This window comes from Pseudomonas sp. 3296 (genome assembly GCF_031456615.1).
In the GTDB taxonomy this organism is placed as follows: Bacteria; Pseudomonadota; Gammaproteobacteria; order Pseudomonadales; family Pseudomonadaceae; genus Aquipseudomonas; species Aquipseudomonas mucoides.
This window is the reverse complement of sequence record NZ_JAVDUY010000004.1, coordinates 269,314-285,020: the sequence shown is the minus strand read 5'-3', so window position 1 is coordinate 285,020 and position 15,707 is coordinate 269,314. Positions and strand designations below refer to the sequence as shown.

The following is a 15,707-nucleotide window of genomic DNA, read 5'->3' as shown; positions in this document are numbered from 1 at the left end:
CCGCCCGCCGGTGAAGGCGAGCGGCGGTCACGCGATCTTACTGCGCAGGCTGTGCAGCTTTCATTTTTTCAGCGATTTTTGCATCTACCGCAGCGCGGATCTGGTCAACACTGAAGCTGGCCGGTTTCTGGCTAGGTGGATACTCGATGAAGGTCTGCAGGAACTGCGCAGACTTGGTCACCGCTTGTGCGACCAGGTAAACGTTTTTGGTGGTCCAATCGTAATACTGATCGGAAACGATGTCGGCGCGTTCGTACGGGTCCATGCGCAGGTTGAAGATTTTCGGTACGCGCAGGCATACGAACGGTTCGCTCCAGACCTTGAAACCGCCCGGTGCGCGTTGCTCGCAGAACACGGCTTTCCAGTTGTCCCATCGCATCGATACCAGCACACCGTCGTCGTTGAAGTAGTAGAACTCCTTGCGCTCGCCTTTAGGCTGTTGGCCGGTCAGGTAAGGCAGTTGGTTGTAGCCGTCCAGGTGCACTTTGAAGCTGGCGCCACCGGAAACCGGCGCCCAGCCCTTCAGCAGTTTGTCTTTCACGCTGTTATCGCCCGCAGCGGCGAGCAGGGTAGGGAACCAGTCCATGCCCGAGAACATTTCGTTGGAGACTTCACCGGCCTTGATCTTGCCTGGCCAGCGCACAATTGCCGGTACCCGGTAAGCGCCTTCCCAGTTGGAGTTCTTCTCGTTACGGAACGGCGTGGTCGCCGCGTCCGGCCAGGAGAACTGGTTCGGGCCGTTGTCGGTGGTGTAGACGACGATGGTGTTGTCAGCGATTTTCAGGTCATCGAGGGTCTTCAGCAGTTTGCCGACGTCGCCGTCGTGCTCCAGCATGCCGTCCGCATACTCGTTGCCGGGCATGCCGCTCTGGCCCTTCATCGATTCGCGCACGTGGGTGAACAAGTGCATGCGGGTGGTGTTCATCCAGACGAAGAACGGTTTGTCGGCCTTGGCCTGTTTCTCGATGAACGCCTGGGCGGCGGCGGTGGTTTCGTCGTCAATGGTTTCCATGCGCTTGGCAGTGAGGGCGCCGGTGTCCTCGATCTTTCCGTCAGCGAAACTGTGGATCACGCCGCGCGGGGAGTTGGCCTTGACGAACTCAGGGTCGTCTTTGGGCCAGTACGGACGTTCAGGCTCTTCTTCGGCGTTGAGGTGGTACAGGTTACCGAAGAACTCGTCGAAACCGTGGTTGGTCGGCAGGTATTCATCCTTGTCGCCCAAGTGGTTCTTGCCGAACTGGCCCGTCGCGTAGCCTTGGGACTTGAGTGCCTGGGCGATGGTGATATCACGCTTTTGCAGACCGACCGAGGCACCTGGCGCGCCGACTTTCGACAACCCGGTACGCAGTGGCGTCTGACCGGTGATAAACGACGAGCGTCCTGCCGTGCAGCTGTTCTCCGCATAGTAGTCGGTGAACATCATGCCTTCCTTGGCAATCCGGTCGATGTTGGGAGTCTTGTACCCGACCACACCCATCGAATAGGCACTGATGTTGGTCTGGCCGATGTCATCGCCGAAGATCACGAGAATGTTGGGTTTTTCAGCGGCCCCGGCAGTTGCCGAAATCGCCATGACCGAGGCTGCCACCAGGGCGAGTTTCGGTAGCCACTTGTGTATGCGAGTCATCCGACTTGCTCCTTTGCTCACTACGTCGCTGATTGCGACAAACGTTTATTGCTGTCCTTCGTTACGCTTTTTTTACTGTTGTTGCTCGGGTGTGGCGGCGTCGTAGGGATAGATCCGGCGCCATTCGGCGGCCATGTCCACGACTGTCCAGTCACGTGTTTTTGCTTCGTCCAGGGCTTTGTCCAGCCGTCCGATGTCGGACTTTCGGTCGTAGGCCCATTCGCGTTTGGCGTCGGTGTGATGCACCAGCCCCATGAAGCGTTTGCCCGGTCCTGCGGCGGTCCATTGCAGCATCTGCAAGTCGCCGTCGGAGTTGCCGAAGGCGAGGATCGGCCGCTTGCCGATGACCGCATCGATGCTTTCCGGTTTGCCCGGGCCGTCATCGTTGTGGGCCAGTTTCGGCGTGCGCAGGATCGAGGCCTTGCCGTCCTTGTACTGGAAGGCTGTGACGAATGTGGTGCCGATCACCTGTTCCGGCGGGATGCCGTAAACCTTCTCGGCAAAGGCGCGCATGAAGCCGGTGTCACCACCGGAGACGATGTAGGTCTTGAAGTTCTGCTCGCGCAGGTAGTCGAGCATTTCCAGCATCGGCTGGAACACCATCTCGGTGTACAGCTTGCCGGTTTTCGGGTGTTTGGCCTGGCTCAGCCAGGTCTTGGCGTAGTCATCGAAGGCTTCGGTGGTCATCCCGGTGTGGGTCGCCCCGAAGATTTTCATGATACCGCCCATGCCGGAGGCGGCCAGCGCCTTGTGATCGTTTTCCAGCACGGCCTGGAACGGCTGGGTGGTTTTCCATTCCGGGTGTTGCGGCGCGGTGCGCTTGACCTCTTCGAGGGCAAACAGCAACTCGAAGTACATAGGCTGTTCGCTCCACAAGGTGCCGTCGTTGTCGAACACGGCAATGCGGTCTTCAGGTTTGACGAAGTCCTTGCTGCTTTGATCGGTGACCGCCTGGACGAACTCGATGATGTGTTTCTTTGATGGACCGTCGTTCCACGAGGGCAAGGGTTCGACTGCTTGAGCGAGCAATGGCAGGGCCAGTGCAAAGAGCAAAGTCAGCCCGAAGCGGTGGTAGATCGATCTCGGGTTCGTCATGGGGAATCCTTCTCGCGAACTGGGTTTAACGGCCGTAATGACGAGGCGGGCGACGCCTGCCGTTGTTCGGCCTGACTATGCAGCGTAGACAACGAATCCTTGAGTTGCCGCAACGCCTGATCTTCGGCAGGCGCACGGCCGTAGCAGGCGCGCAGCAGGTCTTGCAGTCGAGGATTGAGCGTGCTCAATGTCAGGCCCAGTCGGCTGCGCCTGAGCCACAGGTACAACGCACTCAACTGAGCCGGTTTGCCGTCGATTTGTGGCGGAATCTGCCGCCATGCGTAGTCGGCGGATTCCAGCCATGCCGCGTGCCGGGCTTGACGTCGGGCTTGGGCTGCCACGTACGCGCGATGCACGAAGGGGCGGGCGAACCCCCCGGCCAAAATCGCCACCAACAGCAACGTCAGGACCACCAGCCAGTGCCCGGAAAGGTGCACGCGACTTTGCTGGCCGAGTTTTTTCAGGTCATCAGCAATCGAGAAAACAGGTTTGTAAGCACTGTTGGCGGTGGCCTCGAAGCTCACCGCCGGAACTTGCGCGGTAAGGGTTTGCTGGCTGCTGGCGTCCCACCAGGTCAGTTCGATGGCCGGCAGGTTGTAACGGCCTTCGGTGTCGATGCGATAGGTCACAGTGTCAACGCGCTGGCCGCCGTTGAAGTTGCCTCGGCCATCATCCAGATTGCTGACCTGTGGGTTTTTCGGGTATCGGCTCAAGCCACTGACGTCGTCGAGCGCCGGTGCCGGCAGCGACATGGCCATGGCGTTGTCGGCCTGCAAGGTCAACTGACGGGTGATGCTGTCGCCCACTTTCAGCGGCGTCGCCGAGTTGATGACTTTCTGGGTGAAACGCAGGCCTTGCGCCACCAATACCGTCTCGCCGGGCTTGAACCCTGGAGGATGCGCTGCGGTGAAGTGCAGTGCCTGACTTCGCGCGCTCAACGGGGCGCTGGCCTGACCCGGCGTCGCCTGCACAGTCAGCGGCGGAATGTCGAAACCCTGGGCCAGATTCGGGGTGATCCGGTAGGTGTAGCGCATGCCGTTGAACGATTTGCCATCGAGCGTCTGATTGATGTGCTCGGCGTGGCCGTCTGGCGGCAAGACCAGTGCGCCTTGCAGCTTGAGGTCGGGCAGGGTGGGCGCGTCGGTGAACCAGCTGTCGGTGAGGACGTCGAGTTGCAGCTCCAGAATGCCGCCGACCATGACGGAGGTGGCGGGCTGCAGGTGGGTCTGGACGCGGAAGTCGGGTTCGGCGGCCAAGGCTGCGGTGGTGAACAGGCAGAGGAGCAGGGTGCTGATATTTGCATTCAATGATCTGGCGCCTTCGCGAGCAGGCTCGTTCCCACAGGGGATCTTCAGCGCACGCAAATCAACTGTGGGGGCGAGCCTGCTCGCGATGGCCGCGACTCGATTCATGGTTTAGCCCCCGCCTGATCCTGCAAGCTGAATTTCTGCTTGAGGAACTTCGCCGGCGACGTGCTCAAGTTCTGCAACCACAGTTCATCCGAAGCCGCCTGTTCCGTCTGCACTGGTTTGCTCTGGCCCTTGCCCGGCGCCTTGTCCATTTTGATTTCGTCTGGCTTGACCTCGGGCGCGTTCTGCTCGGCGCTGTCGGTGTCTTTCTGCAAGGCAATCGCCAAGGCCAGATTGGCCGTGGCCTCGGGGAATTGCGGCTGCAACTTCAGCGCCTGGGTGTACGCGGCAATCGCCTGATCAAATTTGAAGCGGCGCACGTAAATGTTGCCCAGGTAGAAATACGCCTGCGGTGTTTCCAGCCGGGCGAAACTGGCCAGTGCCAGATCGAAGTCCGCCGCGTTATAGGCGGCGATGCCTTTCCAGTACGGATCAACGAAGTGCGCTGCCGCCTGGGGGAAGTGTTCGTGCTCAAAGGCCCAGCGGCCTTGCTGATCAGGCGTGAAGAAGGCATCGGTCAGGGCGTTTGCTTCGGCGCTGGTCGGCTGCAAACCAAAGCCCAGAGCCAGCAATACACCGGCCATCCAGTTCAGGCTCCAACCCTTGCGCACGCTGAAAAACGCGAGCAGCAGCAACGGCCAACACAGCCAGTAACCGGCGTCTTTCCAATGCAGTTCACGCTGTTCGTCGCTGGCAGTCTGGAAATGCTGCTGGGCGTGCAGTTCCACCCAGTCCAGGTCGTCGTTGTTCAGCGTCAGGCTGCCCAGCGGCGCGTCCACCGCGGATGCCAGCTGCTTGAGCGCCGCCTGATCAAAGCTGCCAAGCACCGGGCGACCGTTGCTGTCTGTGCGCGGCTGGCCACTGGCGTCATGAATGATGCCGCCATCCTCGCTGCCGACCGCGAGGATCAGCACTTGCAGCGCGCTGTCGTCCAGTTGCTTGTCCAGCCCGGCCAGTGGCGAGGTGTCGGCGCCGTCGGTGATCAGCAGCAGCGTGCCCGGGGTTTTCTCGGCGGCCAGCAGGCGCTTGGCTTGCTCGATCACCGCGCCGACGTTTTTGCCTTGCTGGGCGATCAGGTCGGTGCTCAGGGCCTGAATGAACGTCTTCAGCAACGCCGGATCATCCGTGGGCGGCAACACCAGGTGCGCGCTGCCGGCGTAGGCGATCAACGCGTTGCGCGCACCGGCACGGCGCTGGATCAGGTCGTGCAGTTTGTGCTTGGCCGCTTCCAGTCGACTCGGCGGTACATCGCTGGCGTCCATCGACGGCGACAGGTCGATGGCGATGATCAGCGGCGCACGGTTTTCCAGGAAGTCCGGACGATCCTGCTCCCAGGTCGGGCCGGCGGCCGCGACAGCGCCGAGGATCAATACGGCGCAGACCAGATGCACCGGGCGCAAGCGATGTTGATCCTGTGGGGTGATCAGCAGGTGCGGCAGCAAGTGCTCGGCAATGTTGCTGCGCAAGCGTCGTTGCAAGTCACGGCTGCGGCGCCAGAGCATCGGCAGCAAGGCGGCGAATGGCGCGAGCAGCAGCCAGAGCGGGCGCAGGAAATGGAAGTCGTTGAGGTTGATCTCCATTTCAAGCCTCCTGCCGTTGACGCGCGAGTGTCAGGTGCGGGCGGAGCAGGGCGCCCAGGTGATACAACGCCAGCAACCCGATGGCGGCGCCGAGGGGCCACCAGAACAGGTCCTTTTTCGGCTGATGGCTGAGGGTTTTCACCTGGTGCGGGGTCAGCTTGTCGAGGGTGCTGTAGACCTGATCCAGTCCGGTGCGGTCTTCGGCGCGGAAGAACTGGCCACCGGTGGCCTTGGCGATCTGTAGCAAGCCTTGCAGGTTGACCTTGGCTTCGCCTTCGGCAGTCGGGTCGCCAATGCCAATGGTGTGAATCACTACGCCCTTGGCGGCGGCCATTTCTGCGGCGTGGTCCGGGGTAATGGCGCTGCTGGTGTCGTTGCCGTCGGTGAGCAGGATCATCACTTTCTCTTGCTCGTGGGCCTGGTCGAGCAGTTTCAGACTCAGGCCAATCGCATCGCCGATGGCGGTGTTGGGGCCGGCCATGCCGATACCTGTGTCGTCCAGCAACAGCGAGAGGCTGGCGTGGTCCAGGGTCAACGGTGCTTGCGGATAGGCGCCACTGCCGAACACGATCAGCCCCAGGCGATCGTCTTTACGCTTGTCGATGAAGCCCTGCACCACTTCCTTGACGGCCGCCAGGCGATTGATTTTTTGGCCGTTGGCGTCGGTGAAATCGGTGGTTTCCATCGACTGGGAGATGTCGATTGCGAGCATCAGGTCGCGCACCGGTTGCTGACGTTCGATGGGCTGTTCGACGAACACCGGACGCGCGGCAGCCAGCAGCACCAGCGTCCAGACCAACAGGTTCAAGGCGAGCTGCCAGCGATTATTGCGCGTGCCGGCCTGACTCGGCGCCTGACCGACCGCGCGGCTCATGGCGCCGAAAAACGGCACACGCACGGCGCTGCGGGCCTCACGGTAATCAGGCAGGAAGCGGTAGCCGAACCACGGCAACGGCAGCAGAATCAGCAGCCACGGGTAATCAAGCTGCCACATGATGACACTCCACCCAGCGTTTGCAGGTGTTAAACAGGTGCTCGCGTTGGTCGCTTGGCATTGCGAGCAGGGTTGAGTCGGGGGCATAGGCCAACTGCGCCAGTTGCTGGCTGAAGTCGGCGGGTAGTGGCTGTGCACTGTGCAGCACCAAAAATGCCTGCCAGTCCTCGCCCCCAAGCGCTCCCACAGGTTTTGCATTCCAAGGGGAGGGCATGGAGAGGGCCACCCGTTTTAGCAGTTCGGGGAGTTCGCGTAATGCTTTGAGCTGATCGTCGCTGGTCTGCAATCCAGCGAGGCGCACCAGCGCTTCGCGCCGATACCGGTCCCGCTGCCACTGCCAATACCGCCGTGCACCGACCAGCAGAACTGCCACCACCAGCACACCAAGCAACGCCCACCAACCCCACGTCTGCGGCGCATAGCTGACCGGCGCCGGCAGGGCAATTTCCTTCAGTTGGTCGACGCTCGGAATATTCGGATTCATCGCCGACCTCGGCCCAGTTCAACCCGCAACTGTTCCTGCGCATCAGTCGCCGTGCTGAACATCATCAATGGCACCTGGCTGCGCCGCAGCAACGTCGCGACATCCTTGAGCCGCCCACTGAGGAAATCCCCCAGCGGCTGATGCACGCTGCGCTGCTCGACCGCCAATTCCACCTGTAACTGCCCTTGAGTGATCAGCAAGCGTCCGTTCTTCGGCAGGTTCAGCGCCAAGGGGTCATAGACTTGCATGGCAATCACATCGTTGTGCGCCGCCAATTGGCGCATCAGTTGCAGCGTGCGCTCACCGGCGCCGGCAAAATCACTGATGATGCAAATCAAATGATCGTGCCCGGCCACTGCCAGGCAATGCTGCAACACCTTGTCCAGTTGGTCTTCGCCTTCGGCGTCAGGGTTGGCGGCGTTCAGTTTCTGGTTCTGCTCGGCAATACGGCTGCAAAACGCTTCGATCCGTTTGCGGCTGCGCAACGGGGCGATGCTGTCGATGCGCTGATCGTTAAAAACCAGACCGCCGACCCGATCACCAGCGTTGAACGTCATCCATGCCGCCAGTGCGCCCAGTTCGGCGGCAATGGCCGATTTGAAACTGCGTTGCGAACCGAAGAACATCGACATGCGCTGGTCCACCAGAATCAGCGCCGGGCGATCACGCTCTTCGGTAAAGGTGCGCACCACCGGTTTGCCGGTGCGCAGCGAGGCGCGCCAGTCGAGGTGGCGCAGGTCGTCCCCCGGCTGGTAGCGGCGCAGTTCATCGAAATTCAACCCACGGCCGCGCAGACGCGAAGCATGGTTGCCGGCGAGGATGCTGCCTTGGGGCTGCCGCGCCAGAAAACTCAAGTCACGGGCCTTGAACTCCAGCGCCATCAAGTGCGCGAGAGAGACATAGACCAGACCGTCGGTGCTGTTCATGTTCTACCTCAGGCCGGAATCGCAACCATGTCGAGCAAACGATCAAGCACCTGATCCGCCGTCACGCCATCAGCCACCGCGTCGTAACTCAGTTGCAAACGATGACGCAGCACCGGATGGACCACGGCGCGCACGTTATCCGGCGAAACGAAATCCTGCCCCTGCAACCAGGCATCGGCGCGGGCGCAGCGGTCCAGGCCGATGCCTCCGCGCGGGCTGGCGCCAATGGCGATCCAGCGCCCCAGATCAGCGTCGTAATCGGCGGGATGACGGGTGGCGTTGATCAGGTCGATCAGGTAGCGGTCGATGGCCGGGGATACGTGAACCGCACTGACTTCACGGCGCGCGGCGAAGATCACCTCTTGCGACAGTGAGAAGCCCTGGACCGGCGCCGTTTTGGCACCCAGTGCAAACTCCTCCTCACGCAGCAGGCGCAGCACCTGGCTCTCGTTTTCCGCACTCGGGTAGTCGAGCAGGACTTTCATCAGGAACCGGTCCATCTGCGCTTCGGGCAGGGGATAGGTGCCTTCCTGTTCAATCGGGTTCTGCGTGGCGACCACGATAAACAGCTCCGGCAACACATGGCTGTTGCCGGCCACGGTAATTTGCCGCTCTTCCATGGCTTCCAGCAACGCCGCCTGGACCTTGGCCGGGGCACGGTTGATTTCGTCCGCCAGGATCAGGTTGCCGAACAACGGACCGGGCTGGAACTGGATCTCGTTCTTGCCGTCGACCTGGTGCAAGACTTCGGCGCCGGTGATGTCCGACGGCAGCAGGTCCGGGGTGAACTGGATGCGGCTCATTTTCGCGTCCAGGTGCTTGGCCAGCGCCTTGACCGTGCGAGTCTTGGCCAATCCCGGCAAGCTTTCCAGCAGCAAATGCCCGTTGGCCAGCAGCCCCAGCAGAATCTGACGGATCACCTGATCCTGCCCCAGCACGCTTTCGGCGATGCTGGCTTGCAGGGCGTTTAGGTCATTGAGTGCAGTCATGGCGGATCCTTGATTCAAAACATGAACGTTGGAATGACGGGAATGAACGACAACCGGAAATTCCAGCGGCTGCTGATCAGGTCGTCCGGGTGAATCGCCGAGTATTGAATCTCTCCGGAAATCCGCACCGGCATCTTGCCGAAATTGAAGATTCGCCCGGCGCCGAGGCCGATCGGGAAGGTGACCTTGTTGCCGCCTTCGGCCTTCCAGTTGACGGTGACGTTGGGCGTCATGCCGATCCGCCATTGCTCGGGGCCGGGGATGGCGCGCTGGATGAAATACTGAACGTTGGTCAGGCTAACGTCTTTGCGATTGCTGTCGCCGCCGACCGACCACCAGTGCTGCGGGAACAGTGCGAGGGTCCAGTCTTCGCCCAGGTACGCCGCGACAAATGCCGGGCCCAGGGAATATTTGCCGGTGCCGAGCACGTCTTCTTCGGCGGTCGGGAACATCGCGGTTGGGCCGAAGCCCCAGACCATCTTGCCGCCGCCCGCCATGCGCACCGGTTCCTTGGGCGAAAACACGCCGACGTAAGCGATGTCACCGAAGCCGCTGGTACGGTCAAACGGATCGTGTACCACTGAGGCGAAATCGGCTCGGTCGCTCAAGATATCGGTGGGCCCCATGCCGATCAGGTTGCCGGCCTTGCGGTTGACCGGGGCGCTGACGTAGCTGATGGGCAAGCGGTTGATCAGGTTCCAGTCTTCGCCGATGGAGATCGGGAAGGTCGGCATGAAGCTGTATTTGGCCAGCATCCGCGTGCCATTGCTGTTCGGACCTTTGAGCGCGGTGTAGTCGACCTGATTAAACAGCAGCACCAGGTTGCCCACCGGGTTGTCCATCAGCTTGGCGATCTGCTCGGTGGAGGGATCGCATCCGGCCGCCACGACCTTTTTCAGGTCAATTTCGAAGTCCTGTTGCAGTCGCTGGCAGGTCTCGGGATCACCTTTGGCAACGGGTCGCGCGGGTGTGCTGCCGATAGCGGGCAAGTCGCTGCTGGCGCAGGCGAAGCCGCTGAATAGCATGGTGCATAAAGTGAGTCTGGAACCGGTGGCCATCCCTGGTCACTCCCTAGAAAAATGCCAATGTCAGGTTGACGCTGACGCCGTTGCCTTCAGGCCGGTTCTTGGTATCGAACTCTGGCACCCAACGGGCGCTGACGCTGGCCTGGGCATCGTTGAACTTGCCGGCCCAGCCAACGGTCGGGCCTGCACCCACCGAACGACCGCGAAAACCACCGAGTGCGTCGGCGGTATCCCCTTTGTCGTCGGTGAATTGCTGCACGTAACCGGCCACAAGGCCAGCGTTCCAGCCATTGCCGAAGCCATGCGTCCACATCGCATCGAGGGAGAAAATATTGCCGTTACGGTAATCCGTGGCGTGGTTCTCGGTGTAGAACTCCAGCCCGCTCGACAGGGTGAATTCGCCCCCTTTACCGTCAAGGTGCGTGAACGCTACGGTTGGCATGAAGGTGTAGGTATTTTGGCCGGGGTTGGCCAAGCGATTATCGTTATAGGCGCCGGTAGGGACGTAGATCGGTAAGGACAACGAGAAGTGGTTGACCTCGTCGATGTGATAACCGGCGGCAATCGGCGTGATCAGCATGTCGGCAAACTGTGTGCCGGTGTCTTCGCTACCCAGTGTCCGGCCTCGTGGACCCGTGATGGAAATGTTGACGTCGGTGTACTGCACCGGCACGCCTATGGCTGAGGCATAGTTCCAGCTGCCTTTGCCGGTGTCCCAAATGTGCGTGAAGTTGGCCATGGTGTAGGAGACTTTCATGTCCAGACCCGCGCCGATCTCGCCGACAATCGGCACTCCCTTGCTGCCCTTGAGGGTGCCGTCGTACCAAATGCTGGTGATGGACGTTACCCAGCCGGCTTCCGGCGGCACGATACCCGCGTTGGAAAATACCTGTTGCCCGGTAATCGGCCGCCCGACACCGCCCTCGGCCGCCAGCGTCAACGGGCTTGCCCCGATGACACACAGCGCCAATAAAGGACGTACTACAAAAGGCCTGACCATGACTGACTCCGCTTACTGTTCTTATTGTGAATTGACCGGCGTCAACAATGGCATCTGCCACTGGCCGCTGGTGACTTCCGGTTTTGGCAGGTACAACCGCAAGACCCCGTAGAACGGGCCTTTCGGTGCTGGCAGCCAGTTGTTCTGGAATTCTTTGGCCGGGGCCTTGTTCTGCACGTACAGGGTCAGGCCACCATCGGCGTCGAGCTTCAGGTCAGGCAGCATCCGCGAGTTGATCAGGTAGCGATTCAACGGGTTGGCCACCAGCAGTTTGTTCTTGCCGTCGTACATCGTCAGCGACCAGAACGCATCGGCCGGGGGCAGGGCGCCCTTGTCGAAATGCAGGGTGTAATCGTGTTTTGAGGCGTCGACCGGCTGACCGTCCTTGTCGACGAAGTAGCCGATGTAATTCGCTTCTTCGGCAGAATTGCCGAAAATCCCCATGTTGGCACCGGCGTAGCGGTACAGGTAGTTGCCGTTAAGGTGATCACGGGTGCCGAAGACGTCGCCGCTGGTGATCTGGTGAGTGTCGACCTTGTCCTTCTTGAACTGGGCGAACTCGGCCTTGGCGTCGCTGATGCCGTCTTCCAGTGCCTGGCGCTGTTCAACGCTGAGGTCATGCAGCTTGAACGGCTTGCCGGCTTCGATGCCGATCTTGGCAAAACGCGCGAGCAGGTCTTTTTCCGCGTCCTGCGCCGGGGCGAACGACAGCATAAAGTTCAGGTAGCGGAACAGGTCCGGGGTGTCGCTCATGGTCGGCAGCGGTTTTGGCCAGTCGATCTTCGGCGCTGCCGGCGGTGCCTTCTGTTTGACGTAGTGGCTCAGGGTTTCGACCTTGTAGCCTTTCTGGATCTGCTTGACCTTGGCCAGGTCCTTTTCATCGAACAACTGCGTGCGATACAGCGCGTAGGCGATGTTGCTTTCACTGCGCAGCAAACGGTCCATTTCCACCGGTTGCTGACCTTGCCAGTTCGGGCCGGCGATCATGAAATGGCCACCGTTGTTGCCCGTGCTGCGAGTGCCCAGGTACGCAAAGTTCTGCGTATACGCATCAATCAACTGCACCGAGTAATAACGATGCTCTTCGATGGGCGGCAGGGTCAGCACGATCGGCTCGGTACGCAGGTCCATCCACACGAAAGAGTAGGGCGTGTCGGCGTTGGGCGTAACGAACGCGGTGTCCTTGGCGGTGAACGCTTTGGCAGTGTTGCCGATCTGGTTCAGCGGCGCCTTGAAGTTCGGGCTCTTCCTGTCGATGGCCTGGGTGTAGAGGGTCTTGTACATCTCCACCACCGGGAAGCCGTACAGATAGGCTTCCTTGGCGATGCCCCGGGCTTCTTCAGGTGTGGCGGTGAAGTCGGCCCAGGCGCTGGTGCTCAGGGAGAGTGCGAGTGCGGTGAGCAAAAAACGGTTATTCATAAAGCGTCCTTATTGACCTTTTGGGCGTCATTCCACAGCCGTGATGTCGTCGAGCTTCCAGCTTTTATCGAAGTAAGCTTCGGTCGGCGCGTACAGACGGAAATAGCTGAACCAGTGTTTGCCCGGTACGGTTTGCACCCAGTTGTTCTCGAAGCCTTTGGGCGCGGTCGGACCGAAGTACAAATCCACGGAACCATCTTCATTCTTTTTCAGGTCCTGACGGGACGACAGGTCGGCCTTGCGCTGCGGGTTATCGATCAGGCAGCGGCTGTCGGTGTCGTACACCGTCATCGACCAGAACTGCTTGGCCGGCGGATTGGCGCCGACGTGCAGGCGATAATTCTTACTGCCGTCGAGCCAGTTGCCCTTGCTGTCGGTGTAGGCGCCCAGATAGGTCTGACCGAGGCCCGGGGTCTTGGAGACCATGCCCTTGGTGTTGGTGACTGCTTCGTAGAACCAGGCGCTGCGCTCCCACAACTGGTCGTAATAGGCCACTCGCTGCGACGGTTCGGCGATATTCAGCACGGTATCCCACTGACGATCCGGCCAGAACTGCGCACCGGGGAAACGCTTGGCGAAGGTGTTGGCTTTGGCGATCAATTCGCCGACCTGGGCGCCTTGTTCCAGAGCCTTGCGCTGGTTGTCGTCAGGGTTGAAGGGCTTGTCTTTCTCGATGCCGAGGCTGGCGAGCATGGCCATGTAGAAACGGTCACGTTCGTTGACTGGTTCTTTCTGGATGATCTGGTGCAAGCGCTCCCAGTACGCCATCCCGCGCGGTTGGGTGCCGGACCAGGCTTTGCCCCCAGGGCTGAGCAGTTTGGTTTTACTCGGTTCGTTGCGCTGGGCGTACGGGTACATCTTGAAGTGTTCGACCAGCGCCTTGCCTTTGGCCGGATCCGGATCAAGAACCCGGAAGCCGACCAGCACGTTCATCGTTTCCGATTTGGCCAGGTAGTACTTGCCCGCGTCGGCCGGTGGCTCGGCACCCGGTGGCAGGACCAGGTACTTGCCGCCCTTGCCTTTGTCCGGCCCGGTCTGGCCCATGTCGATGATCGCCCGTTGCCAGAAATCACCGACGCCACCTGCGGTTGGGCCGGCCGGCAGTTCGATCACCAGCGGGCCGGTTTCATTCAGGTCGACAAAGCCGAGGATGTAAGGGGTGGTGGCGTTGGCGGTGATGACGCCCAGTTTGTCTTCGTAGCTGTTGAGCACCATCAGGTCGCCACTGCGGGCACCGAGTTTGTCGCGGAACTCTTCCTGCCATTGGGCGTAGGACACCAACGGCAGCGCCCAAAGGTAAGTTTGGGTGGCCTGCTGGAAATCCAGCTCGGCATAGAGCTGGGCGATCGATTGATGTGCTGGCAATTCGCCCTCCATCGCGATTTTGCCGATCCGCGTATCAAAATCCTGGGCGCCAACGCCACAACTGACGAACATGGTCATCAGGCTGAAACCGGCCGCGCGAATTGCACTGTGCATAAATTCTCCTTATTTACCGAACGTGACGTTAATCCCGGCGAACAATGTGAACTGAGGCAAGCCATCGCCTTTGCGTTCAACCGTCCACTGCGGCTCGATGAAGGCGTTAAGAATATTAGTCCCGGATTTCCACACTTTGCCGCCACCCAAACCGAGTGGGATGTAATGGGTGGTGTTTTTCAGATCGAATGTCCAGGTACCGGTGGAACGCAGGTACCAGCCCTTTTCCAGGTTGTGCATGAGGAAGGGCTGCAGCGTTGCGGTTTCGACATGGGCGCGGTCATGGTCGCCGGCGAATGAACTCTGGTACTGCACCAATGCGCCCAGCAGGCCACGAGGGGAGGAGTCGATGGCCACGGCCGCAAAGCCTGCCTGCCACTTGCCGGTGCCCAATTCGTCCTGTTCCGCGGTAGGCGCAGTGATTTGCGGGCCGATGCCCAGCTGCACGCCGTCGGTCTTGAGAATGAAAATGTCGAACAGGTTCAGGTCGCCGATACCGGTGCTGTAGCCGCTGTGCGGGTCGGGGCGAGTGCTGATGGGAAGGGTGGCGCGTAACAGTTGCGGCACACCGATAAAGTCGTTCGACGCCATCGGCAAGGTGCCGCGCAGCAAGACATCGTTGGTGTGGGCGTCGGTGTCGTAGAGCTTGGGGGTGTAATAATCCTGAAGGTTGGCGCCAGGGGCCAGACTCAGCGGGTTGTTACTTTTGTTGGCCACGTCGGCGTTATCGGCGAATGCACAAACGACAGGCGCAAACCATGCCGCCATCACCAACAAAGCGTTCTTTTCCATATTGACTAACATGATTCCCCGGATCCCTGGTGGCTCAATAGGCGACTCGGCACTTTCCGGCCGATGTTGCGTAATCTCTTTCCGATCAAGCTTGTAGGAAAGCTCTGAAGCTACCAGCTAACCACGACTTGGCCAATCGAGGAAGTTAATTCTTTCAAGATGTGTGCAAATTCTCGTTATTTCGGTGTACTAAAAAGTTAATAAAAATCATGGGGTTACGTGCAAAACCTGTTCGGCAGTCGAGACGGTAACCCCGTGGGAGCAGGCTCACTCCTGCATTGAGTGATGCTCAGCGTTTTTTCGCCTCTGCGCGAATCCGTTCTTCCTGCTCGCGCAATTCCGGGGTGAACTCGGCACCAAAATCCTCGGCCTCGAATACCTGACGAATCTCGATCTCTGCGTCGGTGCCAGGCATCGGGTTCGGGCACCGCTTGACCCAGTCGATAGCCTCTTGTTTCGACTTCACCTGCCAGATCCAGTAGCCGGCAATCAGCTCTTTGGTTTCGGCGAACGGGCCGTCGATGACGGTGCGTTTGCCACCCGAAAAGCGCACCCGTGCGCCTTTGCTGCTGGGGTGCAGGCCTTCGCCTTCGATCATGATGCCGGCCTTGACCAGTTCTTCGTTGTAGTTGCCCATGGCGGTCAGCAGTTCTTCGGTGGGCATCACGCCGGCTTCGGAATCCTGGCTGGCTTTGATGATGATCATGAATCGCATGGTGTTATCTCCGGTGGAGGTGGGGGATTCACTACATGGTCGAATGGCGGCAGTGCAATTCGACAGGTCAATGATAAATTTCAGGCAACGCACTACCTGTGGCAACGAAGTGTTGATTGAAGGTTGGCCACAACACTTCACGATTTGTATCAGGCCATAGGTCGCCAGCCCAT

Annotated in this window: 14 protein-coding genes; all 14 read right to left on the bottom strand. The window is 60.2% G+C overall.

The window, feature by feature from the left end:
- Positions 1-37: 37 nt before the first annotated feature.
- Positions 38-1,627 carry an arylsulfatase gene (locus J2X66_RS12550; RefSeq protein ID WP_310264668.1) on the bottom strand — a complete coding sequence of 530 codons (1,590 nt, stop codon included), beginning with the start codon at positions 1,625-1,627 and terminating at the stop codon, positions 38-40.
- A 72-nt stretch (positions 1,628-1,699) separates the two neighbouring features.
- Positions 1,700-2,722 carry an HAD family hydrolase gene (locus tag J2X66_RS12545; RefSeq protein WP_310264664.1) on the bottom strand — a complete coding sequence of 341 codons (1,023 nt, stop codon included), beginning with the start codon at positions 2,720-2,722 and terminating at the stop codon, positions 1,700-1,702.
- Positions 2,719-4,134: a hypothetical protein gene (locus J2X66_RS12540; protein WP_310264661.1), complete on the bottom strand. Its 1,416-nt coding sequence runs from the start codon at positions 4,132-4,134 to the stop codon at positions 2,719-2,721. Before J2X66_RS12540 ends, J2X66_RS12545 begins: the two co-directional genes overlap by 4 nt.
- Entirely contained in the window at positions 4,131-5,711 is a 1,581-nt protein-coding gene (locus tag J2X66_RS12535; protein ID WP_310264659.1) for a VWA domain-containing protein, read from the bottom strand. Before J2X66_RS12535 ends, J2X66_RS12540 begins: the two co-directional genes overlap by 4 nt.
- A gap of 1 nt (position 5,712) precedes the next feature.
- Positions 5,713-6,705, bottom strand: a complete 993-nt coding sequence (locus J2X66_RS12530) for a VWA domain-containing protein (RefSeq protein ID WP_310264657.1) — start codon at positions 6,703-6,705, stop codon at positions 5,713-5,715.
- Entirely contained in the window at positions 6,692-7,189 is a 498-nt protein-coding gene (locus J2X66_RS12525; RefSeq protein ID WP_310264655.1) for a DUF4381 domain-containing protein, read from the bottom strand. Before J2X66_RS12525 ends, J2X66_RS12530 begins: the two co-directional genes overlap by 14 nt.
- The gene (locus tag J2X66_RS12520) at positions 7,186-8,115 is read right to left on the bottom strand and encodes a DUF58 domain-containing protein (protein ID WP_310264652.1); all 930 of its coding nucleotides are present in this window, start codon (positions 8,113-8,115) and stop codon (positions 7,186-7,188) included. The genes J2X66_RS12525 and J2X66_RS12520 overlap by 4 nt, the downstream gene beginning before the upstream one ends.
- Positions 8,116-8,123: 8 nt before the next feature.
- Positions 8,124-9,104 (bottom strand): MoxR family ATPase, encoded by a 981-nt coding sequence (locus J2X66_RS12515; protein ID WP_310264650.1) that lies wholly within the window; start codon positions 9,102-9,104, stop codon positions 8,124-8,126.
- Between the two features lie 14 nt (positions 9,105-9,118).
- Positions 9,119-10,162 carry a hypothetical protein gene (locus J2X66_RS12510; RefSeq protein ID WP_310264648.1) on the bottom strand — a complete coding sequence of 348 codons (1,044 nt, stop codon included), beginning with the start codon at positions 10,160-10,162 and terminating at the stop codon, positions 9,119-9,121.
- A 13-nt stretch (positions 10,163-10,175) separates the two neighbouring features.
- Entirely contained in the window at positions 10,176-11,129 is a 954-nt protein-coding gene (locus J2X66_RS12505; RefSeq protein WP_310264646.1) for a transporter, read from the bottom strand.
- 21 nt (positions 11,130-11,150) lie between these two features.
- Positions 11,151-12,548: a DUF1254 domain-containing protein gene (locus J2X66_RS12500; protein ID WP_310264643.1), complete on the bottom strand. Its 1,398-nt coding sequence runs from the start codon at positions 12,546-12,548 to the stop codon at positions 11,151-11,153.
- 27 nt (positions 12,549-12,575) lie between these two features.
- Positions 12,576-14,027 (bottom strand): DUF1254 domain-containing protein, encoded by a 1,452-nt coding sequence (locus J2X66_RS12495; protein ID WP_310264642.1) that lies wholly within the window; start codon positions 14,025-14,027, stop codon positions 12,576-12,578.
- Positions 14,028-14,036: 9 nt separating this feature from the next.
- The gene (locus tag J2X66_RS12490; protein WP_310264640.1) at positions 14,037-14,819 is read right to left on the bottom strand and encodes a hypothetical protein; all 783 of its coding nucleotides are present in this window, start codon (positions 14,817-14,819) and stop codon (positions 14,037-14,039) included.
- A gap of 289 nt (positions 14,820-15,108) precedes the next feature.
- Complete coding sequence (locus tag J2X66_RS12485; RefSeq protein ID WP_310264638.1) at positions 15,109-15,534, bottom strand: YciI family protein; 426 nt, start codon at positions 15,532-15,534, stop codon at positions 15,109-15,111.
- Positions 15,535-15,707 lie beyond the last annotated feature (173 nt).

What these genes read in the sequence shown, in the direction of transcription:
- J2X66_RS12550 (WP_310264668.1), bottom strand. Translation starts at nt 1,627, where the DNA reads ATGACTCGCATACACAAGTGGCTACCGAAACTCGCCCTGGTGGCAGCC.
- J2X66_RS12545 (WP_310264664.1), bottom strand. Translation starts at nt 2,722, where the DNA reads ATGACGAACCCGAGATCGATCTACCACCGCTTCGGGCTGACTTTGCTC.
- J2X66_RS12540 (WP_310264661.1), bottom strand. Translation starts at nt 4,134, where the DNA reads ATGAATCGAGTCGCGGCCATCGCGAGCAGGCTCGCCCCCACAGTTGAT.
- J2X66_RS12535 (WP_310264659.1), bottom strand. Translation starts at nt 5,711, where the DNA reads ATGGAGATCAACCTCAACGACTTCCATTTCCTGCGCCCGCTCTGGCTG.
- J2X66_RS12530 (WP_310264657.1), bottom strand. Translation starts at nt 6,705, where the DNA reads ATGTGGCAGCTTGATTACCCGTGGCTGCTGATTCTGCTGCCGTTGCCG.
- J2X66_RS12525 (WP_310264655.1), bottom strand. Translation starts at nt 7,189, where the DNA reads ATGAATCCGAATATTCCGAGCGTCGACCAACTGAAGGAAATTGCCCTG.
- J2X66_RS12520 (WP_310264652.1), bottom strand. Translation starts at nt 8,115, where the DNA reads ATGAACAGCACCGACGGTCTGGTCTATGTCTCTCTCGCGCACTTGATG.
- J2X66_RS12515 (WP_310264650.1), bottom strand. Translation starts at nt 9,104, where the DNA reads ATGACTGCACTCAATGACCTAAACGCCCTGCAAGCCAGCATCGCCGAA.
- J2X66_RS12510 (WP_310264648.1), bottom strand. Translation starts at nt 10,162, where the DNA reads ATGGCCACCGGTTCCAGACTCACTTTATGCACCATGCTATTCAGCGGC.
- J2X66_RS12505 (WP_310264646.1), bottom strand. Translation starts at nt 11,129, where the DNA reads ATGGTCAGGCCTTTTGTAGTACGTCCTTTATTGGCGCTGTGTGTCATC.
- J2X66_RS12500 (WP_310264643.1), bottom strand. Translation starts at nt 12,548, where the DNA reads ATGAATAACCGTTTTTTGCTCACCGCACTCGCACTCTCCCTGAGCACC.
- J2X66_RS12495 (WP_310264642.1), bottom strand. Translation starts at nt 14,027, where the DNA reads ATGCACAGTGCAATTCGCGCGGCCGGTTTCAGCCTGATGACCATGTTC.
- J2X66_RS12490 (WP_310264640.1), bottom strand. Translation starts at nt 14,819, where the DNA reads ATGGAAAAGAACGCTTTGTTGGTGATGGCGGCATGGTTTGCGCCTGTC.
- J2X66_RS12485 (WP_310264638.1), bottom strand. Translation starts at nt 15,534, where the DNA reads ATGCGATTCATGATCATCATCAAAGCCAGCCAGGATTCCGAAGCCGGC.